26 protein-coding genes and 1 pseudogene are annotated in these 26,357 nt (G+C 73.5%); 12 read left to right on the plus strand and 15 right to left on the minus strand.

Annotated elements, in window-relative coordinates:
- Positions 1 to 11 precede the first annotated feature (11 nt).
- The 6 genes and pseudogenes from ACIGZJ_RS23520 to ACIGZJ_RS23545 form a co-directional block, all read right to left on the minus strand.
- Positions 12 to 1,337 carry an amidase gene (locus tag ACIGZJ_RS23520; RefSeq protein ID WP_396459173.1) on the minus strand — a complete coding sequence of 442 codons (1,326 nt, stop codon included), beginning with the start codon at positions 1,335 to 1,337 and terminating at the stop codon, positions 12 to 14.
- A 19-nt stretch (positions 1,338 to 1,356) separates the two neighbouring features.
- Positions 1,357 to 1,587, minus strand: a complete 231-nt coding sequence (locus ACIGZJ_RS23525; RefSeq protein WP_396459061.1) for a hypothetical protein — start codon at positions 1,585 to 1,587, stop codon at positions 1,357 to 1,359.
- A 77-nt stretch (positions 1,588 to 1,664) separates the two neighbouring features.
- The gene (locus tag ACIGZJ_RS23530) at positions 1,665 to 2,000 is read right to left on the minus strand and encodes a hypothetical protein (RefSeq protein WP_396459062.1); all 336 of its coding nucleotides are present in this window, start codon (positions 1,998 to 2,000) and stop codon (positions 1,665 to 1,667) included.
- A 172-nt stretch (positions 2,001 to 2,172) separates the two neighbouring features.
- Positions 2,173 to 2,604, minus strand: coding sequence for an NUDIX domain-containing protein (locus ACIGZJ_RS23535; protein ID WP_396459063.1), 432 nt, complete (start codon positions 2,602 to 2,604; stop codon positions 2,173 to 2,175).
- A 34-nt stretch (positions 2,605 to 2,638) separates the two neighbouring features.
- A pseudogene (locus ACIGZJ_RS23540) lies at positions 2,639 to 3,145 on the minus strand (SDR family NAD(P)-dependent oxidoreductase); the annotation flags it as partial.
- A gap of 208 nt (positions 3,146 to 3,353) precedes the next feature.
- Positions 3,354 to 3,998 (minus strand): ATP-binding protein, encoded by a 645-nt coding sequence (locus ACIGZJ_RS23545; protein ID WP_396459064.1) that lies wholly within the window; start codon positions 3,996 to 3,998, stop codon positions 3,354 to 3,356.
- A 229-nt stretch (positions 3,999 to 4,227) separates the two neighbouring features.
- On the opposite strand from ACIGZJ_RS23545, the gene ACIGZJ_RS23550 reads away from it, so the two are divergent.
- The 10 genes from ACIGZJ_RS23550 to ACIGZJ_RS23595 all read left to right on the plus strand — a co-directional run bounded on the left by ACIGZJ_RS23550 (position 4,228) and on the right by ACIGZJ_RS23595 (position 16,363).
- Positions 4,228 to 5,070, plus strand: coding sequence for a hypothetical protein (locus tag ACIGZJ_RS23550; RefSeq protein ID WP_396459065.1), 843 nt, complete (start codon positions 4,228 to 4,230; stop codon positions 5,068 to 5,070).
- A gap of 184 nt (positions 5,071 to 5,254) precedes the next feature.
- Complete coding sequence (locus ACIGZJ_RS23555) at positions 5,255 to 6,019, plus strand: YcnI family protein (RefSeq protein WP_396459066.1); 765 nt, start codon at positions 5,255 to 5,257, stop codon at positions 6,017 to 6,019.
- Between the two features lie 84 nt (positions 6,020 to 6,103).
- On the plus strand, positions 6,104 to 6,769 hold the full coding sequence (locus ACIGZJ_RS23560; RefSeq protein WP_392930005.1) for an SCO family protein: 666 nt from the start codon (positions 6,104 to 6,106) through the stop codon (positions 6,767 to 6,769).
- The gene (locus ACIGZJ_RS23565; RefSeq protein ID WP_396459067.1) at positions 6,766 to 7,329 is read left to right on the plus strand and encodes a copper chaperone PCu(A)C; all 564 of its coding nucleotides are present in this window, start codon (positions 6,766 to 6,768) and stop codon (positions 7,327 to 7,329) included. The genes ACIGZJ_RS23560 and ACIGZJ_RS23565 overlap by 4 nt, the downstream gene beginning before the upstream one ends.
- A 12-nt stretch (positions 7,330 to 7,341) precedes the next feature.
- Positions 7,342 to 9,345, plus strand: a complete 2,004-nt coding sequence (locus ACIGZJ_RS23570) for a FixH family protein (RefSeq protein ID WP_396459068.1) — start codon at positions 7,342 to 7,344, stop codon at positions 9,343 to 9,345.
- Between the two features lie 5 nt (positions 9,346 to 9,350).
- Complete coding sequence (gene efeB / locus ACIGZJ_RS23575; protein ID WP_396459174.1) at positions 9,351 to 10,667, plus strand: iron uptake transporter deferrochelatase/peroxidase subunit; 1,317 nt, start codon at positions 9,351 to 9,353, stop codon at positions 10,665 to 10,667.
- Positions 10,668 to 10,748: 81 nt separating this feature from the next.
- Complete coding sequence (gene pheA, locus ACIGZJ_RS23580; RefSeq protein ID WP_396459175.1) at positions 10,749 to 11,684, plus strand: prephenate dehydratase; 936 nt, start codon at positions 10,749 to 10,751, stop codon at positions 11,682 to 11,684.
- A 506-nt stretch (positions 11,685 to 12,190) separates the two neighbouring features.
- On the plus strand, positions 12,191 to 13,468 hold the full coding sequence (gene serS, locus ACIGZJ_RS23585; RefSeq protein ID WP_396459069.1) for a serine--tRNA ligase: 1,278 nt from the start codon (positions 12,191 to 12,193) through the stop codon (positions 13,466 to 13,468).
- Between the two features lie 49 nt (positions 13,469 to 13,517).
- Positions 13,518 to 14,360 carry an HAD family hydrolase gene (locus ACIGZJ_RS23590; RefSeq protein WP_396459070.1) on the plus strand — a complete coding sequence of 281 codons (843 nt, stop codon included), beginning with the start codon at positions 13,518 to 13,520 and terminating at the stop codon, positions 14,358 to 14,360.
- 188 nt (positions 14,361 to 14,548) lie between these two features.
- A complete protein-coding gene (locus ACIGZJ_RS23595) occupies positions 14,549 to 16,363 on the plus strand; it encodes an LCP family protein (protein ID WP_396459071.1) in 1,815 nt (604 codons plus the stop codon).
- A gap of 39 nt (positions 16,364 to 16,402) precedes the next feature.
- On the opposite strand, the gene ACIGZJ_RS23600 is transcribed toward ACIGZJ_RS23595, so the two are convergent.
- On the minus strand, positions 16,403 to 17,170 hold the full coding sequence (locus tag ACIGZJ_RS23600) for a sporulation protein (protein WP_396459072.1): 768 nt from the start codon (positions 17,168 to 17,170) through the stop codon (positions 16,403 to 16,405).
- A gap of 162 nt (positions 17,171 to 17,332) precedes the next feature.
- Here ACIGZJ_RS23600 and ACIGZJ_RS23605 point away from each other — a divergent pair, with 162 nt between their 5' ends.
- Entirely contained in the window at positions 17,333 to 18,064 is a 732-nt protein-coding gene (locus ACIGZJ_RS23605; RefSeq protein WP_396459073.1) for a FadR/GntR family transcriptional regulator, read from the plus strand.
- A 58-nt stretch (positions 18,065 to 18,122) separates the two neighbouring features.
- A complete protein-coding gene (locus tag ACIGZJ_RS23610; protein WP_396459074.1) occupies positions 18,123 to 19,376 on the plus strand; it encodes a CynX/NimT family MFS transporter in 1,254 nt (417 codons plus the stop codon).
- Between the two features lie 73 nt (positions 19,377 to 19,449).
- Here ACIGZJ_RS23610 and ACIGZJ_RS23615 read toward each other — a convergent pair whose 3' ends face one another.
- The 8 genes from ACIGZJ_RS23615 to ACIGZJ_RS23650 all read right to left on the minus strand — a co-directional run bounded on the left by ACIGZJ_RS23615 (position 19,450) and on the right by ACIGZJ_RS23650 (position 26,356).
- Positions 19,450 to 20,166: an ABC transporter permease gene (locus ACIGZJ_RS23615; RefSeq protein WP_396459075.1), complete on the minus strand. Its 717-nt coding sequence runs from the start codon at positions 20,164 to 20,166 to the stop codon at positions 19,450 to 19,452.
- Positions 20,167 to 20,201: 35 nt separating this feature from the next.
- Positions 20,202 to 21,119 carry an ABC transporter ATP-binding protein gene (locus tag ACIGZJ_RS23620; protein WP_396459076.1) on the minus strand — a complete coding sequence of 306 codons (918 nt, stop codon included), beginning with the start codon at positions 21,117 to 21,119 and terminating at the stop codon, positions 20,202 to 20,204.
- Between the two features lie 25 nt (positions 21,120 to 21,144).
- Complete coding sequence (locus ACIGZJ_RS23625) at positions 21,145 to 22,047, minus strand: ABC transporter permease (protein ID WP_396459077.1); 903 nt, start codon at positions 22,045 to 22,047, stop codon at positions 21,145 to 21,147.
- Complete coding sequence (locus tag ACIGZJ_RS23630) at positions 22,031 to 23,056, minus strand: ABC transporter ATP-binding protein (protein WP_396459078.1); 1,026 nt, start codon at positions 23,054 to 23,056, stop codon at positions 22,031 to 22,033. The genes ACIGZJ_RS23625 and ACIGZJ_RS23630 overlap by 17 nt, the downstream gene beginning before the upstream one ends.
- 291 nt (positions 23,057 to 23,347) lie before the next feature.
- On the minus strand, positions 23,348 to 23,956 hold the full coding sequence (locus tag ACIGZJ_RS23635; RefSeq protein WP_396459079.1) for a hypothetical protein: 609 nt from the start codon (positions 23,954 to 23,956) through the stop codon (positions 23,348 to 23,350).
- A 162-nt stretch (positions 23,957 to 24,118) separates the two neighbouring features.
- Entirely contained in the window at positions 24,119 to 24,862 is a 744-nt protein-coding gene (locus tag ACIGZJ_RS23640; RefSeq protein ID WP_396459080.1) for a hypothetical protein, read from the minus strand.
- 94 nt (positions 24,863 to 24,956) lie between these two features.
- Positions 24,957 to 25,814, minus strand: coding sequence for a hypothetical protein (locus ACIGZJ_RS23645; RefSeq protein WP_396459081.1), 858 nt, complete (start codon positions 25,812 to 25,814; stop codon positions 24,957 to 24,959).
- Entirely contained in the window at positions 25,811 to 26,356 is a 546-nt protein-coding gene (locus tag ACIGZJ_RS23650; RefSeq protein ID WP_396459082.1) for an RNA polymerase sigma factor, read from the minus strand. The genes ACIGZJ_RS23645 and ACIGZJ_RS23650 overlap by 4 nt, the downstream gene beginning before the upstream one ends.
- Between the last annotated feature and the right edge of the window lies 1 nt (position 26,357).

The raw sequence follows: 26,357 nt of genomic DNA on the forward strand, positions 1-26,357 counted from the left end.
CCCGGCGGGGGTTAGCCCCCCGTAGGCCGGGGACCTGGCACCAGGGCCCGCTCCAGCAGGGCGGCCCCGGCCAGCAGCCGTTCGTCGCCGCCGGCCGCGCCGACCACCTGGAGGCCCAGCGGCAGACCGTCGCCCGCCAGGCCGGCGGGCAGGCTGAGCGCGGGCAGTCCGGCGTAGCTCCAGGGCAGGCACATCATGCCGTCGCCGGTGCCGTCCAGGCCCAGCGGGGCCGGGCCGGTCGCGGCGGGCGCCAGCCAGAGGTCCACCCCGGCCCGCCCGGTCTCCTCGGCGAGCCGCTCGCCGAAGTGCGCGCGGGCGCGCAGCGCGGCCTCGCGGTCCTCCGCGTCGACGCCCTGGCCGTGCCGGATGGCGGCCGCCGTCTCGGGCCGGTAGAGGGCGCCGAAGCGGGTGAACCAGTCGGCGTGGGTGCGGGCCAGTTCGAAGCGGCCGATGGTCCGCAGATGCCGGGCGAGCTGCTCGAAGTCCGGCAGCAGATCAATCTGACGCACCGTCAATCCCGCTGCTGTGAGCCGGTCCAGCTGCTCCCGGAACGCCTTCAGCGCGGCCGGCCCGGCCCGTTCCAGGTACGGCCCGACGGGCACCCCGAGGACGGGCGGCGGGCCGCCCCCGGCCTCCTGCCAGCCGTCGCAGAGCAGGGACGCGGCCAGGGCGGCGCCGGCCAGGTCGGCGGTGAACACGCCGAGGGTGTCGAAGCTGGGCGCGTTCGGGATCACCCCGTCGATCGGGATCCGCCCGTAGGTGGACCGGAAGCCCACCACCCCGCAGTAGGCGGCGGGGCGGACCACCGAGGCGACGGTCTGGGTGCCGATGGCCAACGGGACCAGCCCGGCCGCGACGGCCGCCGCCGAACCGCTGCTGGAACCGCCCGGGGTGTGCGCGGGGTTGTGCGGGTTACGGGTCGGACCGGGGGCGCTGGACGCGAACTCGGCGGTCACCGTCTTGCCCGCCACCAGGGCCCCGGCGGCGCGCAGCCGGTCCACCACGGCGGCCTGCGGTCCGGCCAGGACGCCGGGCGGCAGCGCGGAGCCGGCGTGGGTGGGCAGCCCGTCGACGTGGACGACGTCCTTGACCCCGACCGGCACCCCGTAGAGCGGGGGCGCGGCGGCGGGGTCGGGGTGCCGGTGGGCCAGCGCGCGGGCCTCGGCGCGCAGTCGGGCGTGCCGTCCGGGCTCGGACACGAAGGCGCGGATCAGCGGGTCGACGTGCTCGATCCGGTCGCAGAGCCGGTCGACGTGGACGGGCAGGCCGGGCTCGCCGGTCCGCAGCCCAGCGGCCTCGCGGACCAGCGACCGGGGCCGGACCAGCGGGTCCTCCATCCCGACCACGACGGCGTGCCTACGGATGTTCGGTGGCCAGGTACGGCGTCTCGCGCAGGTAGTACGCCCCGCAGGTGTGGCAGCAGAGTTCGGGCGTCTTGCCCCAGTCCGACGGCTCCCGCAGGGCCGCGTCCGCGTCCAGCTCCCTGCCGCACATCGCCACGGCCTCCGAACCGCGGACCATGTGCCAGAGCCTCACCCCGGCGGCCGGGCCGCCATCGCCGTACTCGGCGCGCATCTGGTGCATCATTCCCCCATCGTCCGGCGGCCGTGCGGCACCGGCAACCGGGGGCCCCGGCCGTCAGACCAGGCCGCCGTGCAGCCCACTCACCCGTCGCACCCACCGCACCGAAGAAGATCCCCGCCTACCGCCCCGGATTGCCGAAGCATCCATGGAGAAATGATCCGGCCCGATTGTCGGCGCCCATTGATACCTTCCTCGCAGATAAAATCGACCCTCTTGACGAAGATGGAGTCGGGCATGGCGGCCGGGCCAGGCAGAGAATCGGCCCGGTCGAAGGTCGTTTCGAACTCCCCGATTGCCGGCTCGGCCAGGATCTGGGCCAAGGCCGAGCAGAACTCCCTGCTGACGCCTCGTTCGACGACGGTATGGAGGTCGCCGATGGAAGGAGTCCCCTCCGGATCGACGATGATCTCCTTCACGGCCGTGATCGATTGCGCGAAGGTCCTCATCACCCGCCACACCAAGGTCCTTTTGCCGCAGCGGTCTTGATCACATCAAGGGCCGTCGTTTCGTGGCGGATCCGTGTGCGGTGGCCGTCTCGGGTTGTGCGTGAATGTCGGGTGACCGAGTCGACCCCGGCCACCCTTACGGTCAACGGACGGCGAGGAGTTCTCCGCGCTCGACGGCCTCGCGCAGGACGGCCGCGAAGTCCTGAGGTAGGAGGTTGACCGCGTCGAGGGCATCGGCGGTCAGGGAGATCTCTTCGAGGAGGTACTCGCCCCGGCCTTCCTGGCTGAACTCCGGGCCGGTGCGGTCCTCGAAGCTCCACTTCGCGATGGTGGCGAGGTAGAAGTCCTGGCGCTCGTCGGCGGTCTCGATGGTGTGGAGGAGGCTGACGATCTGGGCCTCTCCGGCGATCTCCTCGCGGACCTCGCGCAGGAGGGCGTCCTCGGGGCTGGCGTCAGTCGGTTCGATCTTGCCACCGACGATCACCCAGTACGGGTCGATCCCGGGGCGGATGCGCTTGATCAGCAGCATGGTGTCGTTCGGGGTGAGGAGGACGGCGCGGACGCGGTGCTGCATGGTGGCCTGCTTCCTGTTCGGTGGGACGGGCGGGTCAGTGGAGGAGCCGGCCGCCGTCGACGTGCAACGACTGGCCGGTGATGAAGGACGCGCTGGGGCCGACGAGGAAGGCCACTGCGGCGGCGACGTCCTCGGGGCGGCCTCGGCGCTGGACACACTGGCGGCGGATCTGGTCCTCGGGGCGGGCGCGGTGGCGGGCGGGCAGGTCGTTCTCCGCCTCGACCTGGATGGCTCCGGGTACGACAGTGTTCACGCAGATCCCGGCCGGTCCAAGTTCCCTGGCCAGCGACCTGGTGAGGCCGAGGAGTCCGGCCTTGGCGGTGCTGTAGGCGGTGAGTCCGGGGCGGCCGGCGCGGGCGTTGACGCTGCCGATGTTGACGATCCGGCCCCACCGGCGCTCCGCCATGCCGGGGCTGATGGCCCGGCAAGTGAGGTCGTGGATGGTCAGGTTGGACTCGATGGCTCGCGCCCACTCGTCCTCGCCGAGGTCGCCCCATGGGATGCGCGGGTAGGCGCCCGCATTGTTGACGAGGACGTCGGCAGGTCCGGTTCGTGGCGAAGAAGATGGTGTTCGCGCTGCCGAGGGGCGGCAAGGTCCGGCAGGTCCCGCTGCCCGATGGTCTGGCGAGGGCCCTGAAGGCCCACATCATGTGCCCCACGTGTGCCCTGGCGTCCTGATCCCGGCCTCGCGTTCGCCGCGACCTGGGCCCAGGAAGAGGCCATTCGTGCGGGTCAGAGAGCCACAGATGCTACGAGGCCGCCTGCAGGAGTGCGCCGTCCTGCCACTTGAGGATCTTGTCGAAGCTGACGATCGCGCCGCCGAGGGGGTGGTTGCGGAGCTGGACGTGGTCGGTCAGGGCGTGGATCAGGAAGAGCCCGCGGCCGCTCTCCGCGGTGAGGTCGGGGAGGGTGTCGAGGTCGACCGGGCGCAGGGTGGGGGCCGGGGCGGGCGGGAGGCAGGGCGGGAGCACGTGGGTGTCGTAGGGGCGGCCGTCGCGGCGGGGGCGGTGCGTGGTGAGCAGTGCCCCGGGCAGGGTCGCGCGGCCGCGGCGGGTGCGGCGGCGCGGGGCCGGGCGGGCCGGCGGGGCGGTCGGGCGGCGCAGCGGCGGCGGGAAGACCGCGGGGGCGGGGGCGGCGACGCCTGGTCCGGAGTCGGTCACCTCGATCCGCAGGCGGTCGCCGCTGATCGAGGCGGTGACCTGGAAGCCCTCGTCCGGGCGGCCGCCCGCGCCGTGTTCGACGGCGTTGGCGCACGCCTCGCTGAGGGCGACGCCGAGGTCCTGGGCGATCTGCGGGTCGACGCCCGCCGTCGCCATGGCACCCAGCAGTATGCGCCGGGCCAGCGGCACGCTGGCCGGGTCGCGCTTGAGGTGCAGAGTCCACCAGATGTCCACGGGAGGTCCCTCCTGGCTGCGGCTCCACATACAACTAGGTATCTCCGGGGGATCCGGCGGCGAACCGTGTCGAAGGTCCGGTACCGCCCGTTCGGCGGATGGACTGACGCCGTGCTCTGTGCCGAGCGGCGCATTCGGGGGCGCGCGCGCCGCGGCCGAACGGGGCATTCGTAGGGATTTCCCACCCTGCCCGCGTCGGCGGGGTACGCGATGAGATGATGGCCCGGCCATGACTGCCCCCGCCGCCGCCCCGCACCCGGGCGCCCTCGCACCGGACGCGCCGGTCGGGGCCGCCGCCTGGGATCTGCGGCTTGCGCGGGCGGTGCCGTTCGCCCTGGTCTGCACGCTGATCGCGGCCGCCGGGCACGCCCTGGCCGGCGGCGGGAACGTGGCGCTGCCCGCACTCGCGACCGGCTTCGCGGCCGTCCTGGTGCTCGCCGTGGCCTTCGGCGGGCGGGAGCGTTCGCTCGCCGCCATCGCCGGTGCGCTCGGTGCGGGCCAGCTCGGCCTGCACTGTCTCTTCCACGGTTTCGGCGGCCACGCAACCGCGATGGCCGGCCTGTCGGGGATGCACCACGGCGGCTCCTCCTCCGGTCCGCTCTCGCTGCCGCAGGTGGCGGGTCGGCTGATCTGCAACGAGGCCCGGCCCGGCACGCTGATCGGGCTGCCCGGCAGCCCGTCCGCCGAGCAGCTCGTCTCCAGCGCCGGACTGGACCCGCAGGCGTACGCCGTCGCGCCCTGGTGGCAGGGCGGCGTGCTCGGCATGACGCCGTCGATGCTCGCGGGCCACCTCGCCGCGGCCCTGGTGGCCGGCTGGTGGCTGCGGCGCGGCGAGGCGGCGCTCTGGCGGCTGGTCCGGATCACCGCCTCGGCCGCCCGGGAGCACTGGGCCGCGCCGCTGCGGACGGCGTTCGCGCTGGCCGCCGCACTGCTGCGCGGTCTGCTCGGCACCGGGGGCGGCCCCGTCCGCCGCCCCGGCGCCCGCAGCGGGGGCGACCCGCTGCCGACCGGTGCCGCGCTGCGGCACAGCGTGGTCCGGCGCGGCCCTCCGTTCGGCGCCCTCGCGTACTGACCCGCCTCCGGTACCCCTGCCGTACCGGGCTCCGGGTGTGCGCAGCAGCCAGCCGTACCCGCACTTCCGCGCGGTCCTGCGGCCCCACAGACGTCCCCCCACGCCGCGCGGCGCCCGCCGGTGCACGGACCCCCGTGCCCGGGAGCCGGCCTGCCGCCGAGCCTCCGAACGGAGACCACCCATCATGCGTTCCCTGGCCACCCGCCGTATCGCCGCCGTCGCCCTCGCCGCCGCCACCTCCGTCGTGGTGCTGGCCGGCCCGGCCTCCGCGCACGTGACCGTCAACCCGGGCAGCGCCCCGCAGGGCGGCTACACCGCCGTCGACTTCCGGGTCCCGAACGAGAGCGACTCCGCCTCCACCGTGAAGCTGGAGGTCAACCTCCCGCTCGACCACCCGCTGGCCTCCGTGCGGACGCTGCCCCTGCCGGGCTGGACCGCGACCATCGAGAAGGCCAAGCTCGACAAGCCGATCAAGGTGCACGGCAACGACGTCAACGAGGCCGTCGCCAAGATCACCTGGACCGCCGACGCGGGCATCAAGATCGCCCCCGGCCAGTTCCAGGAGTTCCGCGTCTCGCTCGGCCCGCTGCCGACCGACACCGACAAGCTCACCTTCAAGGCGCTGCAGAGCTACGACAACGGCGACGTCGTCCGCTGGATCGACGAGGCCAAGGACGGCCAGCCCGAGCCGGCCAAGCCCGCCCCCGTCCTGACCCTCTCCAAGGCCTCCTCGGACGACGCCCACGGCGTCACCGCCTCCCCGGCCGCCACCTCCGCCGACAGCCACGGCCACGGCGACGCCAAGGCGCAGGCCTCCGGCGACGGCGACGCGAAGAGCAGCGACTCCACCGCCCGCGTCCTCGGCGTGGTCGGCATCGTCGTCGGTCTGATCGGTGCCGCCTTCGGCGTCCTCGGCCTGCGCCGCAAGAACGGCAGCGCCGCCTCCTGACCCTCGCACCGGCGGGGGCCGGACCCGACCCGAACGGGTCCGGCCCCCGCCGGTGACCACCGCGCACCCGATCGGAACACCGCCATGCCCCGCACCCCCCGCACCGCCCGCCTGGCCGGTGCCGCCGCCGTCGCCCTCGCCGCCGCGCTCACCCTGACCGCCTGCGGCTCGGACGGCGGCACCAGCCCCGCCAAGGTCACCCGGCAGAAGGCCGACTCGCCGTACCAGGGCACCGTGCTCAGCAAGAACTTCGAGAAGCCCGACCTGCAGCTGACCGACACCTCCGGCAAGCCCTACGACCTGCGCCAGCAGACCGCGGGCAAGGCCACCCTGCTGTTCTTCGGCTACACCAGCTGCCCGGACGTCTGCCCCACCACCATGGGCGACGTGGGCGTGGCGATGAAGAAGCTCTCCGCCGAGGAGCGCCAGAAGGTCAACGTCGTGTTCGTCTCCACCGACCCGCAGCGCGACACCCCGCAGGTGCTGCGCACCTGGCTGGACTCGATGGGCAGCGACTTCATAGGCCTCACCGGGGACCTGGCCAAGGTGAAGACCGCCGCCAAGTCGCTCGGCATCCTGATCGAGGACCCGGTGACCAACGCGGACGGCACCGTCACCTCCACCCACGGCGCGCAGGTGCTGGCCTTCCTCCCCTCGGACGACAAGGCGCACGTCCTCTACCTGAGCGGCACCGAGGAGCAGGTCTACGAGCACGACCTCCCGCTGCTCGCCAAGGGGGTCGCCGCATGAAGGCACTCGGCGGCCCCCTCGGCTTCCGACGCACGGCACTCGCGGGCGCGGCGCTGGCGACGGCACTGGGCGGCGGCGCCCTGCTGGTCGCCTGCGGGTCGGGCGGCGGGAACGGCGGCGGCGACGGGACGGCCCGGCTGAGCGTGGCCGACTCCTACATCCCGCTGCCCCCGGCGGGCGGGATGGCGGCCGGGTACCTGACCGTGCGCAACGACGGCGGCGCGGACCAGCTGCTCAAGGTCTCCAGCCCGGGCGCCGAGTCGGTCACCATGCACCGCTCCACCACCTCCACCATGGAGCAGGTCGAGCGCCTGGACGTCCCCGCGCACGGCGCGCTGCAGCTCGCCAGGGGCGGCACCCACCTCATGATCATGGGGTGGCAGAAGGCCCCCGTCCTCGGTGACGAGCTGGAGCTCGACCTGACCTTCGCCAGGACCGGCACCATCTCGGTCAAGGTGCCGGTCAAGGAGCTCACCTACCGTCCGGGCCAGTCCGGCCAGTCCGGCGCGTCCGGTCAGCCCGGTCAGTCCGCCCGGCCCGACCAGCCCGGCCAGCAGTAAGGGACCCGCCAGATGCCGAAGGCCAGCCACCGCCGGATCGCCGCACTGCTCGGAATGCTCGGCGCGGTGCTCGCGCTGCTGCTCGCGGGCGCCGGCCCAGCCGCCGCACACGCCGCGCTGCAGTCCACCGACCCGGCGCAGAACTCGGTCGTGCCCACCGCCCCGCAGTCCGTCACGCTGACCTTCAGCGAGGCCGTCTCGCTGTCCGGCGACTCGGTCCGGGTCCTCGACCCGGCCGGCAAGGCCGTCGACACCGGAGGGCCGGTGCACGCGGACGGCCGGGACAACACCGCCCGGGTCGGGCTGAACAGCGGCCTGGCCAACGGCACCTACACCGTCGCCTGGCGGGCCGTCTCGGAGGACTCGCACCCGATCGGCGGCGCGTTCACCTTCTCCATCGGCGCGCCCTCGGACACCTCCGTCTCCGCCACCGCGCTGAACACCGCCGAGGCGGACCCGGTGGTCGCCGCCCTCTACGGGACCGGGCGGACCGTCGCCTACCTGGCCTTCGCCCTGCTCGCCGGCGCCGCCGCGTTCGTCCTGATCTGCTGGCCGGCCGGGGCCGTGCTGCGCCAGGTGCAGCGGCTGCTGATGACCGGCTGGGTGTCCCTGCTGGTCTCCACCGTCGCGGTGCTGATGCTGCGCGGCCCGTACGAGCGCGGCTCGGGGGTCGGGCAGGCCCTCGACCTGTCGCTGGTGCGCGCCACCCTGGACGAGCGGATCGGCACGGCGCTGGCCGCCCGGCTGCTGCTGCTCGCGGCGAGCGGGGTGTTCCTGTCGCTGCTGGTCGGCCAGCTCGGCCAGCCGCCCCGCCCGGCCGCGGACGCCCCGCAGGCGGACGCACCCCAGGCGGACGCCCTGAAGCCGGCCGACGCCGAGGAGGCCGAGCTGCGGGAGCTGGAGCAGCGCGCCGCCGAACGCCCGCAGCGCGACGCCCGGCTGGGCCTCGGGGTGGCCGGGCTGGTGCTGGCGGTGGCGCTCTCCGCGACCTGGGTCGGGGCCGACCACGCCGCGGTGGGCATCCAGGTCTGGCTGGCCCTGCCGCTCGGCATGCTGCACCTGATCGCGATGGCCTTCTGGCTGGGCGGCCTCGCCACGATGCTGGTCGGGCTGCGGCACGGCCTCGGTTCGGACGCCGTCGACCGCTTCTCCAAGGTCGCCTTCGGCTCGGTGGCGGTGCTCACCGCCACCGGCGTCTACCAGTCCTGGCGCGGCCTCGGCAGCTGGGGCGCGCTGACCGGGACGGAGTACGGGCGACTGCTGCTGGTGAAGACCGGCTGCGTGGTCGCGATGCTCGGCGTGGCCTGGGTCTCCCGCTCCTGGGCGGCCCGGCTGCGCTCCGCCCCGGTCGAGGCGGAGCCGGTCGGCGCCGTCGAGGCCCGTGAGCCGGTCGCCGTCGCGGCGCTCTCCGAGGACCCCGTCCGGCAGGCCCAGCTGGACCGTCAGCAGGCCGCCCAGGAGAGCGCCGGGCGCGACCGCGCGCTCACCCCGACCAGGGCCGGACTGCGCCGCTCGGTGCTGGTCGAGTCGCTGGTCGCGGTGGCCGTGCTGGTGGTCACCACGATGCTCACCAACTCGCCGCCCGGCCGGGTGGCCCAGGAGGTCTCGGCGGGGTCCGCCCCGGCCACCGCCCCCGCGCCCGGAGCGCCGGCCCCGCAGACCGTGCCGGGCCAGACCCTGGAGCTCAAGCTCCCGTACGACACCAAGGGCCGCACCCCGAACGCCAAGGGCACCGCGACCGTCACCCTCAATCCGGTCCGGACCGGGCCCAACGAGGTGCACCTCGCGCTGGACGGCGCGGACGGGCAGCCGGTCGAGGTCCCCGAGGTGGAGCTCGCCTTCACCCTGCCGGACCGCGACCTCGGCCCGCTGCCGGTGGCGCTGACCGCCGACGGCACCGGGCGCTGGAGCGGCACCGCGCAGCTGCCGCTGGCCGGGAACTGGGTGGTGTCGGTGCAGGTCCGCTCCTCGGAGATCGACCAGACCACCGAGATCAAGCAGCTGAAGATCGGGTGAGCGCGTTGCAGGACACCACCACCGACGGCGGGGCGGCCCCGGGCGGTAAGGCCGACGGGCCCGGGCGTACCGGCTTCACCCGGCGGGCCCTGCTGGGCACCGCCGGGGCCGGGCTGGTGGTCGGGGCGGGCGTCGGCGCGGCCGGGGCCGCCGCCCTGGACCGCGCCCCCGCCGGCGGCGCCGGAGCGCCCGGCGCCGTGCCGGGCCGCCCGCTCGGCGCCGCCCGGCTGCCGTTCCACGGGGAACATCAGGCCGGCATCGTCGAGCCGCAGCAGGCCCGGGTCCAGCTGGCCGCCTTCGACCTGGCCGGCGGCGTCGGCCCGGACGGGCTGCGGGAGCTGATGCGGCGCTGGTCGCAGAGCGCCGCGCGGCTGGCCGCCGGGGAGCCGGCCACCGAGTACGAGAACCAGATCGCCCTGGACGCCGGACCGTGCTCGCTCACCGTCACCTTCGGCTTCGGCGCCGCCCTGTTCGACAAGACCGGGCTGACCGCGCACCGGCCGGCGGCGCTCGAACCGCTGCCCGCCTTCCCCGGCGACGCCCTCGACCCGGCCCGCGGCGACGGCGACCTCCTCGTCCAGATCTGCGCCGACGACGCGCTGGTCGCGGTGCACGCGCTGCGCGTGCTCCAGCGCCAGGCGGCCGGCACCGCGGCGCTGCGCTGGCAGATGTCCGGCTTCGCCCGGACCCCGGGCGCCACCGCGCAGCCGATGACCGGCCGCAACCTGATGGGCCAGATCGACGGCACCAACAACCCCAAGCCCGGCCAGGACGGCTTCGACGCCAAGGTGTTCTGCACGCGCGGGGAGGACCGCCCGGCCTGGCTGGCCGGCGGCTCGTACCTGGTGTTCCGGCGGATCCGGATGCTGCTGGACAACTGGGAGGCGCTGCCGGTCGACCGCCAGGAGCGGGTGATCGGGCGGCGCAAGGCGGACGGCGCCCCGCTCTCCGCCCCCGCCTCCGGCGGCGAGAACACCCCGGTGGACCTCGCCGCGCAGGGCCCGGACGGCGCGCTGGCCATCCCCTCCGACGCCCACGTGCGGGTCGCCGCCCCGACCGCCAACGGCGGTGCGGCGATGCTGCGGCGCGGCTTCTCGTACCACGACGGCCTGCTGGCCGACGGCTCCCCGGACGCCGGACTGCTCTTCCTGGCCTTCCAGTCCGACCCGCGCCAGGGCTTCACCCCGGTCCAGCGCAAGCTGGCCCGCGGCGACGGCCTCTCCCGCTTCCTGCGGCACGAGGCCAGCGGGCTGTACGCCGTCCCGCCGGGCGCCCCGGAGGGCGGCTACGTGGGCCAGTCGCTGCTGGAGCGGGCCCGGTGACCACGGACCGGAATCCGGACGTGACCGATCGGCGGAGTGGCTAAGGTGACTGACCTGACCACCCATTCGCTCGGAGGCGGCATGTCGGCGACCCGGTACACCTACCTCGGCCCGGCGGGCACCTTCACCGAGGCGGCGCTGCGCACCCTGCCCGAGGCGGCGACCCGGGAGCTGGTCCCGCTGGCCTCGGTGCCGCTGGTACTGGACGCGGTGCGCGCCGGCGAGGCCTCCGGGGCGTTCGTGCCGATCGAGAACTCGGTCGAGGGCGCCGTCACGGCCACCAACGACGAGCTGGCCTCCGGCTCCCCGCTGATGATCTACCGCGAGGTGCTGCTGCCGATCTCCTTCGCGCTGCTGGTGCGCCCCGGCACCGAGCTGGCCGACATCAAGACCGTCACCAGCCACCCGGTGGCCCAGCCTCAGGTGCGCCGCTGGCTGGCCGCCAACCTGCCGGACGCCCGCTGGGAGTCCTCCGCCTCCAACGCGGACGGCGCCCGGCTGGTCGCCGAGGAGCGGTTCGACGGCGCCTTCGCGGGCGAGTTCGCGGCCCCGATCTACGGGCTGGACCCGCTGGTCAAGGACATCGCCGACGCGCAGAACGCGACCACCCGGTTCATCCTGGTCGGCCGGCCCGGGCGGGTCTCCTCGCCGACCGGCGCGGACAAGACCTCGATGGTGTTCTGGCTGCCGGACGACCACCCGGGCGCGCTGCTGGAGCTGCTCCAGGAGTTCGCGGTGCGCGGGGTCAACCTGATGCGGATCGAGTCCCGGCCGACCGGCGAGGGGCTCGGCAGCTACTGCTTCCTGATCGACTGCGAGGGCCACCTCACCGACCGCCGGGTGAGCGAGGCGCTGATGGGCCTCAAGCGGATCTGCCCGCAGGTGCGCTTCCTCGGCTCCTATCCGCGCGCCGACCAGCAGGTCTCCAAGCACCAGCGGCCGGGCACCTCGGACACCGATTTCACCGAGGCCGCGGACTGGCTCTCCCGCTGCCTCGACGGCCGCGGCGACATCTGACCGTCGGCTTTCGTTTCCCCACCCTTTTTTGACTGTTTTCGACTGCGCCCGGATGGCGGGGCGGGTCACCGCACCCGTCGTCCACAGGCCCCGCACCGGCGGAACCGGCTGTCCACAGGGCTCCCGGCTGTCCACAGCCAAAAGTTATCCACAGGCCTGGGGACGAGTCGACAAACCGGTATAGCCACTGCCGGTATCGGTCGGATCATTGGTAAGCGGCGCAGAGATGACTAATCGGACCAGAGTCACCCGTGTGCCAGCAAATCACCCGTGCGAGTGCTTCAATTCCCTCACTCGGGAAGGTCAAATGAGGTTTGAAACCTCAATTCCCTGGTTGCGCACACGGCCCGCCGAGCGGGCCCCATCATCCACAGCCCACCGGTTCCGCCTGTGGATAACCTTTCGCCGCGCGATTGCCCACAAGGGTTATCCACAGGTAGGGGCGAGTTATCCCCAGCCGGAAATCCGTACCGGTGGAGGGGCACCCGCCCGGTAGGCTTGGGCCCGTGATTGACCTTCGCCTGCTTCGTGAGGACCCTGACCGAGTACGCGCCTCGCAGCGCGTCCGTGGCGAGGACGTCGACCTGGTCGACGCCCTCCTCTCCGCCGATGAGCGCCGCCGGTCCTCGGGCAGTCGCTTCGACGAACTGCGCAACGAGCAGAAGACGCTCGGCAAGCAGGTCGCCAAGGCCCAGGGCGAGGAGAAGACCGCCCTGCTGCAGCGCACCAAGGCGCTCGCCGAGGAGGTGAAGGCCGCCGACGCCGAGCAGGGTGCGGCCAAGGAGGAGGCCGAGCGCCTGCTCCGCTCGCTGGCGAACCTCATCGACCCGGCCGCCCCGGTCGGCGGCGAGGAGGACTTCGTCACCCTGGAGGAGGTCGGCACCCCGCGCGACTTCGCCGCCGAGGGCTTCGAGCCCCGCGACCACGTCGAGCTGGGGCAGATCCTCGGCGCGATCGACACCGAGCGCGGCGCCAAGGTCGCCGGCGCACGGTCCTACTACCTGACCGGTGTCGGCGCGCTGCTGGAGCTCGCCCTGGTCAACATGGCGATCACCCAGGCCACCGCGGCCGGCTTCACCCCGATGATCACCCCCGCCCTGGTCCGCCCGGCCGCCATGGACGGCACCGGCTTCCTCGGCCAGGCCGCCGAGAACGTCTACTTCCTCGAAGAGGAGGAGCGCTACCTCGTCGGCACCAGCGAGGTCCCGCTCGCGGCGTACCACATGGACGAGATCATCGACGCGGACAAGCTGCCGCTGCGCTACGCCGGCTACTCGTCCTGCTTCCGCCGCGAGGCCGGCACCTACGGCAAGGACACCCGCGGCATCATCCGCGTCCACCAGTTCGAGAAGGTGGAGATGTTCGTCTTCACCTCCCCGGAGGACGCCGAGGCCGAGCACCGCCGCCTGCTGCAGTGGGAGAAGGACTTCCTCAACGCCCTGGAGCTGCCGTACCGGGTGATCGACGTCGCCTCCGGCGACCTCGGCTCCTCGGCCGCGCGCAAGTTCGACATCGAGGCGTGGATCCCGACCCAGGGCAAGTACCGCGAGGTCACCTCGACCTCCAACACCACCGAGTACCAGTCCCGCCGGCTCGCCATCCGGATGCGCGAGGAGGGCAAGGTCCGCCCGCTGGCCACGCTGAACGGCACCCTGGTCGCCGTCCCGCGCACCATCGTGGCGATCCTGGAGAACCACCAGCAGGCCGACGGCTCGGTCGTCGTCCCGGAGGCGCTGCGGCCCTTCCTGGGCGGGCGCGAGATCCTCCCCCCGGTCAAGAAGTAACGCGTTCCGCACCACCGCCCGACAGCAACTCCCGGGAGACGCACGGCCCATGAGCAACCCCAGCCCCAGCCCCGTCTCCCCCGGTGGCGACCTGCCCTTCCGGCTGGTCGCCACCGACCTCGACGGCACCCTGCTGAACAGCGGGGAGACCGTCTCCGAGCGCACCCGTGCCGCGCTGGCCACCGCCACCGCCGCCGGGGCGCTGCACATCATCGTCACCGGCCGCTCGGCCGCCTGGGCCCGGCCGGTCTTCGACGAGATCGGCTACACCGGCATAGCGGTGTGCGGCCAGGGCGCGCAGGTCTACGACGCGGGCGCGCACAAGCTGCTCACCTCGCTCACCCTGGACCGCCGGCAGGCCGCCCTGGCCGTCGCCAAGATCGAGGCGGAGACCGGCCCGCTGGCCGTCGCCGCCAACCAGGACGGCCTCGACGGCCAGGTGCTGGCCGGTCCGGGGTACGAGCTGCTGATCGGCTCCGACCTCCCGGTGGTCCGGGCGGACAAGGACGAGCTCTTCGGCGCCCCGCTCAGCAAGCTCTACATCCAGCACCGCGGCCTGACCGACGACGGCCTCGCCGGGGTCGCCCGCCAGGTCGCGGGGGATCTGGTCGGCGTCGTGATGGCGGGCCCCGGCATCGTCGAGCTGCTGCCGCTCGGCCTCTCCAAGGCCACCGGGCTGGCCGTCGCGGCCCGTCGGCTGGGCGTGCGCGCCGCCGACACCATCGCCTTCGGCGACATGCCCAACGACATCCCGATGTTCGGCTGGGCCGCGCACGGCGTCGCGATGGCGAACGCCCACGAGGAGCTGCTAGCGGTCGCCGACGAGGTCACCGTCGGCAATGACGAGGACGGCGTCGCCGTCGTGCTGGAGCGGCTCTACCCGGTCCGCTGAACGGCCGGACGGGCACCCGGAGTCGCATCGGCGGCACCCGGATGCTGACCGTCTCAGGAAGAGTTTGTATGCTCCGCTGAAGCTCCGCGTCTCCCGGTGCGGTGCTCCTGTGCGGTGCGACCAGCCGGCCCGGGCGTTGCCCGCCGGACGCGCACAGGATTGCCGCTTCGCCGCTGAGAGGTACGCGCATGTCAGGCCAGTGGGACGAGACACCGTCGGGAGCGGACGGACGGCGGCGCGCCAGCGGCGGCGGCCCTCGCAGCGGCGGTTCGCACGGAGGGTCACCGGGCACCGGCGGCTCGCGCGGCGGGGTGCGGACCGAGCCCGCGGCCGACGGCGCCGACGCCCGCGTCCCCGCGCCCCGGCCGGGCGGCCGGGCCGAGGCCCGACGGGCGGCCCAGGGTAAGGGCCCCGCGGCCAAGGGCTCGACCGCGGGCCGCGGTGCGGCCGGCAAGGAGGGCGCCACGGCGACGGGCGGCCGCGCGGCCGCGCGCAACAGCCGCAAGCCCAAACGGAACGTCAAGAAGATCGCGGCCTGGTCGGTGGCCGGCGTCCTGGTGGTGCTGGCGGGCACCGGCGGCGCGATCTACTACAAGCTGAACGGCAACATCAAGTCCTTCGACGCGGACGCGATCGCCACCGACCGGCCGCCCGAGGCGGTCGCCGACGCCAACGGCAACAAGCCGGTCAACGTCCTGCTGATCGGCTCCGACTCGCGGGCCGGCAACAACAGCGACCTCGGCGGCGGCAACGAGGGCGGGGCCCGCTCCGACACCACGATCCTGTTGCACGTCTACGCGGACCACAAGCACGCCGTGGGCATCTCGATTCCCCGCGACGCGCTGGTGACCATCCCCGCGTGCAAGCTGCCGAACGGGAAGTGGACCAAGGAGTCCCCCGGGCAGATGTTCAACTCGGCGTTCTCGGTGGGCAACACCGAGACCGGCAACCCGGCCTGCACGCAGAACACGGTGGAGAAGCTCACCGGCATCCGGGTCGACCACACCATAGAAGTGAACTTCGAGGGGTTCGCGGCGATGACGGAGGCCGTCGGCGGCGTCGACGTCTGCCTGCCGAACGACATCTACGAGGGGCACCTCAACCCCAACCTGGGCAAGAAGGGCAAGGTCGTCCTGCCCAAGGGGAAGCAGAAGCTGGCCGGCCAGAAGGCGCTGGACTACGTCCGGCTGCGGCACGGCATCGGCGACGAGTCCGACGTCGGCCGGATGAAGCGCCAGCAGGCCTTCCTGGCCTCGCTGATGGCCAAGGTGAAGGGCGAGGGCCTGAGCCCGACCACACTGCTGCCGCTCGCCGACGCGGCCACCAAGTCGATGACCGTCGACCCCGGCCTGGACTCCGCCAAGAAGCTGATGGACTTCGCGCTGTCGATGAAGAACATCGACCTGCACGACGTCAAGTTCCTGACCACGCCGTGGCGCTACAACGGCCCCCGGATCGACCTGGTCCACCCGGCCGTCGACAACCTCTGGAAGACCCTGCTGGCCGACCGCACCATCGAGGGCGAGGACGCCACGGGCAAGCAGGAGGACGCGCCGCAGACCCCCGCGCCCGCCGAGACCACCCCGCCCGCGCCGCCCTCGCCGACCGCGGTGGAGGGCCCGCCGGTGAAGGTCGCCGTCTACAACGGCACCACCGTCACCGGGCTGGCCGCCAAGGCCGCCGAGACGCTCAAGACCAACAAGGTCACCGTCACCGGCACCACCACCGCCAAGAACACCGCCAAGGCGACCACCACGGTGGAGTACGGCTCCGGCCAGAAGGCCAACGCGGAGAAGGTCGCGGCGCTGTTCCCCGGCGCCGTCCTGACGCCGACCTCGGCGGCCGGGATCAGCCTGGTGCTCGGCAAGGACTACGCCGCCGCCAACGCCACCACGGCCGCCGCGCCCGGCACGCCCGCCGCGCCGGCCCCGCTGCCCACCGAGGTGGTCAACGAGGCCCGCTCGGCCGACGACGACATCTGCAGCAACGTCTCCTACGGATAGCCGCCGCCGGCCGCCCGTGCGCCGGGTGGCGGACGGGGGTCAGAGCGCCGCGCGGATCCAGCCGTCGACCAGGGCCGTGAGGTCCTGGTCGGCCTGGCCGTGCTCGACCACGTGGGTGCGGATCACGTCGCCGCCGCCGTGGCCGAACAGGCCGCCGCGCTTGTCCGCCTCCAGCACCACCTCGACCCGGTGCGAGGTGGTCACGAAGCTGACCTCCAGCGAGTTGCAGGAGTGCGCGTACTGCGGCGCCGAGGAGAACTCGATCTCCTGGTAGAACGGCAGCGTCTGCCCGGTGCCGCGGATGCGCCCGGCCTCCAGGTCCGCGGAGCGGAACCGGAAGCCCAGCTGCAGCAGGGTGTCCAGGATCCGGCGCTGCACCGGCAGCGGCTCGACCTCCAGCGGGTCGGAGTCGCCCTTGTCGAGCGCGCCGGCGATGTCCACCTCGGTGCGCACACCGAGCTGCATCCCGTTCAGGCGCTGCCCGGCGACGACGGTGACCGGCGTCTCCCACGGCACGTCGACGGCGAACGGGATCGAGCGGTTCTCGCCCGGCGCCAGCACCAGCGGCGCGGTGACGGAGAAGCGCGCGAACGGGTAGAGACCGGTGCTCTCCCCCTCCTCGTGCTCGATCTCCACGCGGGCGACCAGAGTCAGCGTGATCCCCCGGATGTCGGCCTCGACGGTGCCGCCGGTCAGCTCGACCGTCCCGTGCAGCGTGCCGCCGGGCTGCACCACCGGCGTGGTCAGGACGGTGTCGACGCCGGGACCGCCGACGCCCAGGGCACCGAGCAGCTTCTTGAACACCATGCGGGCGCTCTCCTTGCAGATAGGGGTGGACCGAAGTCGTCCGGAGCAACGCGAGGCCGGCCCGGACGGTTCCCATGGTGTTCATCCCCCAGTTGTAGGATGACCGGGCAAGCGGTTGTAGGATGACCGATGACCGGTCCGGAGCACTCGGGAGGAGCCGCTGTGACCAGCACCAACGACAACCTGCAGGCCGCCGGCCGGCGCTCCCTGGTGGACACCGCCATCGACCAGCTGCGCGAGCAGCTCGCCGCCGGCGCCTGGCCGGTCGGCTCGCGGATCCCCACCGAGCACGAGCTGGCCGAGCGCCTCCAGGTCGGACGCAACACCGTGCGGGAGGCGATCCGGGTGCTGGTGCACGCCGGCATGCTGGTCTCCCGCCAGGGCGAGGGCACCTTCGTCCGCAGCACCAGCGACCCGGCCTCCGTCCTGCGCGGGGTCCAGCGCTCCGGCATCCGGGACGTCCTGGAGGTCCGCGCCGCGCTGGAGGCCGAAGGGGCCCGGCTGGCGGCGCTGCGGCACACGCCCGAGGACATCCGCCGGATGCGGGCCGCACTGGCCCGCGAGGCCGAGGTGATCGCGGCGCACCCCGAGCGGGCCGGCCGCGAGGCGACCGTCGAGCACGACCTGGAGTTCCACACCGCCGTGGTCGAGGCCGCGCACAACCCGGCCCTGGCCGAGGTGTACCGCTACTTCGGCGCCTCGGTGCGCGAGTCGATGCGGACGGCCTTCGGCGACCACGAGATGCCCGAGGTGGTCGTGGCCACCCACGAGGCACTGGTGGACGCGATCGAGAGCGGCGACCCGGACCGCGCCGAGGCCGCGTGTCGCGCGCTGCTCGCCGAGCCGACCGCGGCCGTCGAGCAGCTCCTCGCGGCCATCGCGGCCCGGAAGTAAGCGGCACCCGCTCCTTCCGCGCCCGTCTCCCCGTCCTCACGAAAGAGCAGCACGACCCATGGCAGTCACCCGTGCCCCGCAGCCGGTTGTCACCACTCCCACGCTCCCCGTCCGCGCCCGGCTGGCCCACCCCGCCCTGCTGCTGACCGGCATCCTGCTGGTCGCCCTGAACATGCGCGCCTGCCTCGCGGCGATCTCGCCGATGGTCGGCGAGATCCAGCGGACCTTCGGCCTCTCCGCCACCGCGAGCGGCCTGATCACCACCGTGCCGGTGCTCTTCCAGGGCGTCGGCGCCCCGCTCACCCCCCGGCTGACCAGGCGGTTCGGCACCGAGCGGGTGGTGCTCGGCGCGGTGCTGGTCCTCGGCGCGGGCGTCCTGCTGCGGGTGCTGCCCTCGGTGGCGGCGCTGTACGCGGGCTGCGTGGTGATCGGCGTGGCCATCGCCGTCCTGAACGTCTCGATGCCGGGCCTGGTCAAGCGGGAGTTCCCGGGCAGGGCCGCGGCCATGACGGGCGTCTACTCGACCACCATGCTGGTCGGCGCCACCCTCGCGGCCGGCACCTCGGTGCCGCTGGAGCACGCCCTCGGCGGCGGCTGGCAGGCCTCGCTCGGCGCCTGGTCGCTGCTCGCGCTGATCGCCGCGGTGGCCTGGCTGCCGCAGGTGCTGCGGGCCCGCCGGCAGCGGGCCGCGGTGCCGGTCGCGACGACCACGGCTGCGGCGCGGCCCGCCGACGCCCCGGCCCCGGGGATCTGGCGCTCGCCGCTGGCCTGGCAGATCAGCCTCTTCATGGGCGTCTCGTCGCTGCTGGTCTACATCCTGGTCGCCTGGATGCCGACCATCCTGGCCGACCACGGCATGGACCGCGGCGAGGCCGGCCTGGTCTTCGCCTTCTCCAACCTGGTCCAGGTCGCCGGGGCCTTCCTCGTCCCGCTGATGGCCGGCCGGATGACCAACCAGCGGGCGCTGGCCGTCGTGATGGCCGCGCTGAGCGGGCTGGGCATCGCCATCCTGCTGATCTCACCGGTGCCCGGTGCCTGGGTCGCGGCCACCATCCTGGGCATCGCCCAGGGCGGGTCGCTGGGCCTCGGCCTCGCCTTCATCGTGCTGCGCACCGACAGCGCCGCCGGTGCCGCCCGGCTGGGCGGGATGTCGCAGGCGGTCGGCTACCTGGTGGCGGCGGCCGGACCGGTCGGCGCCGGGGCGCTGCGGCAGCTGACCGGCGGCTGGGACACCGTGCTGGTGCTGATGCTGGTGCTGACCGCCGTGGTCGCCGCGGCCGGCTGGGGCGCGGGCCGCAACCGGACGCTCTGACCCGGCTGCGGGGCCGGGCCCGGGCTGCGGGGCCGGGCCTGTATTGCCGGGCCCGCGCCCCGGACCGCCGGGTCTACTCGTCGGCGGCCAGAGTCAGCCCGGCCAGCTTCACCGAGGCCAGCACCGTCGCCGCCACGGTGAGCACCAGCAGCAGCGGCACGGCCACCCCGAGCGAGACCCCCGCGGTGATGGCGCCGTCCCCGGCCACCGCCTCGCCCACCGACAGGCCCCACTGCTGCACGCTCAGCGTCCTGGCACCCTTCACGAAGTTGCCGACCAGGGACTCCCAGATCAGCGCGTAGCCCAGGCCCGCCACCACCGCGTGCCGGGTGGCCACGCCGAGCAGCAGGAACAGCGCGCTGTACACGGCACCGGCCACCAGGGCGGCGGCGGTGTAGCCGAGCGCCAGGTTGTCCTTGGTGCCGTACAGCAGCAGCCCGGAGAGCAGGGTGGGCACGGCCGCGAACACCCAGGTGGTGCCGACGGCCACCACCAGCTTGGTGGTGATGATCTTCCAGCGGGGCAGCGGCTTGGCGAGCAGGTAGACGATCGAGCCGTCGTCGATCTCGGTGGCGATGGCGCCGGTGCCGACGACCAGGCCGAGGATCGGCAGCAGGGTGCCGAGGCTCAGCTGGCCGAGGATCTTGACGGTCAGGTCGTGCTTGTCCCCGCTGGAGCCGCTGGCGATCGCCGAGACGAGCAGCAGCAGGGCGGGGACCACCAGCAGCAGGACGCCGCGGCGGCGGCCCAGCAGGCCGCGCAGCGTCAGCCTGGCGACGGTCGGGTTCATGGTGTGGTCGGCCTTCCTGGGTCCGGTTGAGGCGTTCAGGCGGAGACGAGGTAGGAGAAGACGCTCTCCAGGGACTCGTCCGCCGGTGCGACGGTGTACAGCCGGATGCCGGCCTGCCGGGCGACCTTCGGCAGCAGGGTGGTGAAGCCCTGGAAGTTCACCGCCTGGATGCGCAGCGCCTTGTCCTGCAGGTCCAGCTCGATGCCGGCCGTCGACGGGTCCGCGATCAGCGCGGCGGCCAGCCGGCGGTCGTCGCTGGAGCGGACCAGGTAGCGGTGCGGGCGGTCGGTCATCAGCCGGCGGATCTTCCGGAAGTCCCCGGAGGCGGCGTGCCGGCCGGCCACCACGACCTCGATGTGCCGGGCCAGCTGCTCGACCTCCTCCAGGATGTGCGAGGAGAACAGCACCGTCCGGCCGTCCGCGCCGAAGCGGCGCAGCAGGTCCATCAGCTGGAGCCGCTGGCGCGGGTCCATGCCGTTGAAGGGCTCGTCGAGCAGCAGCACCGCGGGGTCGTGGACGAGCGCGGAGGCCATCTTGACGCGCTGCTTCATGCCCTTGGAGTACGTGCCGGTCTTCCGGTCCTGGGCGTACTCCATCTCGACCAGGCCGAGCGCCCGCTTGGCGGCGGCCCCCGGGTCGGCGAGTCCGTGCAGTTCGGCGTTGGCGAGGACGAACTCCCAGCCGGTCAGGTAGTCGTACATCGACTCGCGCTCGGGCACCAGCCCGATCTGCCGGTACACCTCCTGGTTGCGCCAGATCGGCGCGCCGTCCAGGGTGACCGCCCCGGTGGAGGGGGCGAGGAAGCCGCTCATCATGTGGATGAGCGTGGACTTCCCGGCGCCGTTGGGGCCCAGCAGGCCGGTGACGCCGGGGCCGATCGCCATGCTGATGTCGTTGACGGCGACCACGTTGCCGAACCAGCGGGAGACCTTGTCGATGGTGATGGTGGCCATGACGCCCTCTCAGATACTCGGGTGATCAGACGCTGCGGTAGCGGCGCAGCAGCAGGCCGTACGAGCCGGCCGTGATCGCGGCGGCGACGACGAGGAAGACGGCCGCGCCGAGCGCGCCGGGCGCGTGCATCCGACCGGGGTCGGTCCCGAGGTCGAACAGCTGGTTCGTCAGGCTCTCGACCAGTTCGTTCGGCGAGAGCAGGGCGATCCACTGGGCGGAGTCCGGCACGGTCTCGGAGACGCCGGCACTGATGCCGGTGACGATCGCGACCAGGGTGGTGCTGACCACCAGGCAGCCCATGATCGCTGCCACCCCGAAGCCCCGGCGCGGGGTGCTCGCCGCGATCACCAGGGCGACGGAGGTCGGCACCAGGGCGTACAGCACGGCGGCGGCCAGGCCGTACAGGAGCTGCGCGGTGTTGTGCCCGAAGTCCAGCCCGCCGAGCAGCGCACCGATGTACAGGACCAGCAGCGGGGCCGTCATCAGCAGCAGCTGGGCGCAGGCCATCGCGGCGAACTTGGCCCGGACGTAGTCGCCGCGGGTGATCGGGCGGGAGAAGTACAGCGGGACGGTGTTGTGGCGCAGGTCCCGGGAGAGCAGCACCGGCGCCTGGGCGGCCAGGAAGATCGAGACGATCAGCCCGAGGGCGGCCAGGTAGCCCGGGAAGTCGATCGGCAGCTCCTTGCGGCCGGTGACGATCGCGAAGGCGACGATGATCACCGCGGGCGCGGTGACCACGCCGAGCACGAGCATCGGCAGCACCTTGGACTTGCCGGAGCGCCCGAGCCCGTACGCGGCGCGCAGGCTCTGGGTGAACAGCGAGCGGGTCGCGTAGGCCCTGCCGAGGCGGGGTCCCGTGTAGCCGCGGTAGCCGATGTCGTGGATGACGCCGGTGTCGGTCGACCTGGTCTCAGGAGGCAGCGACATCTGCGGTACCTCCCTGCGGTGCGGCGGTGGCGGGTTCGGTGAAGAGCTCGGCGACCCGGTGGCGGCGCTGTTCCAGCCGGACCAGTCCGAGGCCGAGGCCCGCGACGGTGTCGCGGATGGTGTCGTAGGTGTCGTCCCCGTCGATCCGGACCAGCAGGATCCGCGAGCCGTCCATCTGGACCGACAGCCCTGCGGCGGCCATCCGCTCGCGCACCGCGGCGGCGGAGTCGGCGGGGTCCGCGGAGCCTGCGGAGTCCACGGGGTCGGCGGAGCCTGCGGGGTCGGCGGAGCCTGCGGACGGGAAGTCCGTCACCTCGACGGCCAGCACCGCGGTCGCCTCGGTGAAGGAGGCGGTGGAGGAGGAGCGCAGCAGCTTGCCGCCATCGATGACCACCAGGTGGTCACAGGTGCGCTCCAGCTCGCCGAGCAGGTGCGTGGTGACCAGCACCGAGATCCCGAAGTCGGAGTGGACCCGGCGGATCAGCGCCAGCATGTCGTCCCGGCCGACCGGGTCGAGCCCGTTGGTGGGCTCGTCCAGCAGCACCAGCTTGGGGTCGTGCACCAGCGCCTGGGCCAGCTTGACCCGCTGCTTCATGCCGGTGGAGTACCCGCCCATCGGCCGGTAGCGCTCCTCGTACAGCCCGACGTGCCGCAGCGTGTCGGCCGTCCGCTCGCGCGCGGCGGCGGCCGGCAGGCCGGCCATCCGGGCCATGTGCACCACGAACTCCGTCGCCGAGACGTCCGGCGGCAGGCAGTCGTGCTCCGGCATGTACCCGACCCGCTCGCGGATCTCCGACCCCTGCGTGGCGATGTCCAGACCGAGGACCTGCCCGGTGCCGGAGGTCGCCGGGGCGAGCCCCAGCAGGATCTTGATGAGTGTGGACTTGCCCGCCCCGTTCGCCCCCACCAGGCCGACCACCCCGGGCTGCACCTCTACGGTGAGCTGATCGAGGGCGGTGACCCGGGGGAACCTCTTGGTGAGGCCGTCCGTCTTGATGACAGTGGACACGGGTCTCAACGTAGTGTCCGCACCCCTCCATGGGGATGGGCTGGATTGACGAACCCCGCATGATGCTGCGGTATGACGTCTCCCCGCCGTCCCCTAGGGGATGGCACCGGCCGCCCCGCGCCGGGCGGGCCGCACACGTGCGACGACCCGGGGCGGGATCCGCTGTCGGCCGCTTACCACCCAATGACCAATCGGACACACCGTGACCGAACCGCAACGGGCGGACGGGCCGTCATTCCGGCCCGCCCGCCCCGCGTTCACGCACCCGTTACCCCCGGGCGTTCACCCTGTTCAGGAGTGGGCGCGCTCGGTCAGCTCGACGACCTTGCCGGAGGCGTCGATCGCGACCTTGTAGTCGCCGCCCGAGCAGGGGTAGAAGCCCTTGGTGCTGGTGGGGTCGGCGAGGCACTCGTTGATGTGCTTCACCAGGTCGGCGCCGTTGACGTCCTTCGGCTTCGCCAGCACCGAGTTCAGGTGGCCCTTGACGGTGGGCGCGAAGGGGGCCGTCTTGTCGGCGCCGACGGGCTCGAAGACCACGTCGTTGACGCCGCACGCCGTCTTGGTGTCCTTGTAGACCAGGGTGGTCGCCGTGGTGCCCTTCGCCGGGTAGATCCACTTCTGGCCGGCGGGCAGCGGCGGGGCGTCGCAGAACCCCTCCGGCTCGCTCGGATCCGCCGACGGCTTGCCGCTCGCCGCCGGGCCGGTGCTCTTGCCACCGGCCGGCGCGGTCGCGGCGGGGGTGGTCGCAGCCGGCGCAACCGGGGTGGTCGCGGCAGGCGCGGCCGGCGTGTTGGCGGCACCGCCGGCCTGGTCGGACGAGTTGTCCGGCCCGCAGGCGGCGAGGCCGAACAGGGCGGTGGCGACCAGGCCGGCGCCGAGCAGTCTCCGGTAAACAGGCATGACGAAGGAACCCCCGTATGACAAACGATCAGATGATGGTGTGCGGCGGACAGAGTAGCGCCTTCCGCCGACACCGCCCCGCGCTCACCCCGACCGCGCCAACCCCTCGACGGCGGTCCGCTCGAACACCGCCAGGCCGTCCGGGCGGAGCGGGGCCGCCGTTCAGGAACGGAGGCGGTTCAGTGCTGCGGTGACGATGCCTTCGACCTTGGTCGGGGCGTCGGTGGGCCGACCGGTGAGCTCGACGATGGCGACCCTGGTGCCGCTGCGCAGGACCGCGACCCCGCCGCCGGCGGTGCCGTCGCCGTTGTAGGCCGGGTACCAGCGCGCGGTGCCGCCGGCGGCGGTCAGGGTGTGGGCCGCGCCGTAGTGCCAGTGGCCGGCGGGCTCGTCCTGGCAGTCCTGGACGAGCGCGACGAGCTGCTTCTCCCAGATGTCGGCAGCGGCCCCGGTGGGGGCGCTCGCAGCCGACTCGTTCACTCGGCCCTCGGTGTCGAAGGTCCAGGTCACAGACGCGTACCCGGTGGCCTTGCCCTTGGTCAGGCCGTACATCGTCTCCTCGCCGGAGCAGGCGGACAGCCCCTGGCGTCCGGTCAGCGCCACGGTCGCGCCGACCGGGTTCAGGCCCTGCCGGAGGTAGTCCTCGCTCTGGACGAGGCCGCCGGACCCGAGTCCGGGCGCGGCGGCCGCGACCGCAGCCGGCTGGGCCTCGGTGACCGGCTGAGCGGCGGTGACCGGCTGGGCGGCGGCCGCGGTGCGGTGCGCGGCGTCGGGCGCGGCCCCGCCGGCGGTGGCCGACTGGGTGCCGACGACGCCGACCGTGATCAGTGCGGCGGCGAAACAGGCCGCGGTGGCGACCCGGTTGCGGCGAACGGACTTCTGCCGGACGGCCTGGTTCTCGGTCATCTGGTCCCCCTGCTGGTCGGGACGCCTGCTGCGTCCTCGTACAACCGGGGAGATGCCGCCGGAGAAGGGAAAGTTGGAGCCCTGAGCGGCTGTTTCACAGCTGTGACAGAGCGGTCCTGACGACGCGGTCCATCGCGGCCGTCCCCAGGCAGGCGTCGACCTCCAGCACCCCGTAGTGGGTGCCGCTGCGCAGCACGGCGATGCCCCCGCAGGGCTCCTTGCCCTCGGGCGCCGTACCGGTGGTGTTGAGGGTTCCCTGGTAGGCGCCCATCCAGCTCGCGGTGACGTCCGGGGCGAGCCGCACCGTCGTGGTCCTTCCGTAGACCCAGTGCCCCGGCACCGCCTCCTGGCAGGGCACCTCCTCCAGCAGCAGGCGGTCGGCGAAGTTCTGCGCCAGGGAGGGGCTCCGGGTCTCGGCGACGACCTCGCGGGCGACCTGGTCGCCGTGGGTGGCGGCCAGCGTGGGGTCGTCCGGGGAGGTGCGGGTGCCGGTCATCAGTCCGCGGAAGTGGGCACCGGGCCCGCCCAGGGTCTGGGTGAGGGTCTTCTCGCCGGAGCAGGCCGCGTTGGCGTAAGCCCCGTCGCCGTACCGGTCGGTGACGCGGATCCGCCCGGTGGCGAGGTCCGGTCCGAACGCCGCGGGTCCCAGCAGGTTCGCGGCCGTCACCGGCCCGGTCGCACCGGTCACACCGGTCGGCGAGCCGGAGCCGGAGCCCGAGGACCCGGGCGGCGGGACGGCCACGCCGGGCGTCGCGGGAGCGGACGCGCCTTGGGATGCCACGCCGACCGCCCCACCCGACCGCGCTGCCGGGTGTGCGGTGGCGCCGGGGGGCGGTGGCAGGACGAATCGGCCGGTCGCCAGCCCGAGCACGACCGCGGCCACCAGCGCGGCGACGGCGGACCGGGGCCGGACGACGGAGCGGCCGCCGACCGCAACGGGAGCGTCGTTCACGGACTGGTGACCAGGTGCTCGCGCAGGAAGCGGCGGGCCTGGTGGATACGGTCCTTGACCGTGCCCAACGGAACCTCCAGCTCCGCTGCCACCTGGGCGTAGGTCAGGTCGCCCAGGTCGCGCAGCACGAAGGCCTCCACCAGGGCGGGGTGCTTCCGCTCCAGCGCGGTCAGCGCCTCCATCAGGTCGAGCCTGGTCCCGGCGATGACGCTGGTGGTGCGCGGGTCGACGGACTCGGGGAGGTCGGCGTGGCTGTCCTCGGCGCGCCGGCGCATCGAGCGGTAGGTGGACCGGGCGGCGTTCGAGGCGATCACCGTCACCCAGCCCAGGAAGGAGCCGTGGCCGCCGTACGCGCCCAGATGCGTGCTGATGGACAGCAGCGCGTCCTGGGCGGCCTCCTCCGCGTCGGCGTGGTGGGGCAGGAGGCGCGAGCAGCGGCGCAGCACCACCGGCCGCAGCTTGGCCAGCAGGTACTCCGTCGACCCCGGCTCCCCCGCCTGAGCAGCCGCCACGAGCAGCTCCAGCTCGCCTTCCTCGAACACC

It is taken from the genome of Kitasatospora sp. NPDC052868 (assembly GCF_044547105.1).
In the GTDB taxonomy this organism is placed as follows: domain Bacteria; phylum Actinomycetota; class Actinomycetes; order Streptomycetales; family Streptomycetaceae; genus Kitasatospora.

Coding starts and splice junctions, on each gene's coding strand:
- ACIGZJ_RS23520 (WP_396459173.1), bottom strand. CDS start 1,337: ATGGAGGACCCGCTGGTCCGGCCCCGGTCGCTGGTCCGCGAGGCCGCT.
- ACIGZJ_RS23525 (WP_396459061.1), bottom strand. CDS start 1,587: ATGATGCACCAGATGCGCGCCGAGTACGGCGATGGCGGCCCGGCCGCC.
- ACIGZJ_RS23535 (WP_396459063.1), bottom strand. CDS start 2,604: ATGCAGCACCGCGTCCGCGCCGTCCTCCTCACCCCGAACGACACCATG.
- ACIGZJ_RS23550 (WP_396459065.1), top strand. CDS start 4,228: ATGACTGCCCCCGCCGCCGCCCCGCACCCGGGCGCCCTCGCACCGGAC.
- ACIGZJ_RS23555 (WP_396459066.1), top strand. CDS start 5,255: ATGCGTTCCCTGGCCACCCGCCGTATCGCCGCCGTCGCCCTCGCCGCC.
- ACIGZJ_RS23560 (WP_392930005.1), top strand. CDS start 6,104: ATGCCCCGCACCCCCCGCACCGCCCGCCTGGCCGGTGCCGCCGCCGTC.
- ACIGZJ_RS23565 (WP_396459067.1), top strand. CDS start 6,766: ATGAAGGCACTCGGCGGCCCCCTCGGCTTCCGACGCACGGCACTCGCG.
- ACIGZJ_RS23570 (WP_396459068.1), top strand. CDS start 7,342: ATGCCGAAGGCCAGCCACCGCCGGATCGCCGCACTGCTCGGAATGCTC.
- pheA (WP_396459175.1), top strand. CDS start 10,749: ATGTCGGCGACCCGGTACACCTACCTCGGCCCGGCGGGCACCTTCACC.
- ACIGZJ_RS23590 (WP_396459070.1), top strand. CDS start 13,518: ATGAGCAACCCCAGCCCCAGCCCCGTCTCCCCCGGTGGCGACCTGCCC.
- ACIGZJ_RS23595 (WP_396459071.1), top strand. CDS start 14,549: ATGTCAGGCCAGTGGGACGAGACACCGTCGGGAGCGGACGGACGGCGG.
- ACIGZJ_RS23600 (WP_396459072.1), bottom strand. CDS start 17,170: ATGGTGTTCAAGAAGCTGCTCGGTGCCCTGGGCGTCGGCGGTCCCGGC.
- ACIGZJ_RS23610 (WP_396459074.1), top strand. CDS start 18,123: ATGGCAGTCACCCGTGCCCCGCAGCCGGTTGTCACCACTCCCACGCTC.
- ACIGZJ_RS23615 (WP_396459075.1), bottom strand. CDS start 20,166: ATGAACCCGACCGTCGCCAGGCTGACGCTGCGCGGCCTGCTGGGCCGC.
- ACIGZJ_RS23620 (WP_396459076.1), bottom strand. CDS start 21,119: ATGGCCACCATCACCATCGACAAGGTCTCCCGCTGGTTCGGCAACGTG.
- ACIGZJ_RS23625 (WP_396459077.1), bottom strand. CDS start 22,047: ATGTCGCTGCCTCCTGAGACCAGGTCGACCGACACCGGCGTCATCCAC.
- ACIGZJ_RS23635 (WP_396459079.1), bottom strand. CDS start 23,956: ATGCCTGTTTACCGGAGACTGCTCGGCGCCGGCCTGGTCGCCACCGCC.
- ACIGZJ_RS23640 (WP_396459080.1), bottom strand. CDS start 24,862: ATGACCGAGAACCAGGCCGTCCGGCAGAAGTCCGTTCGCCGCAACCGG.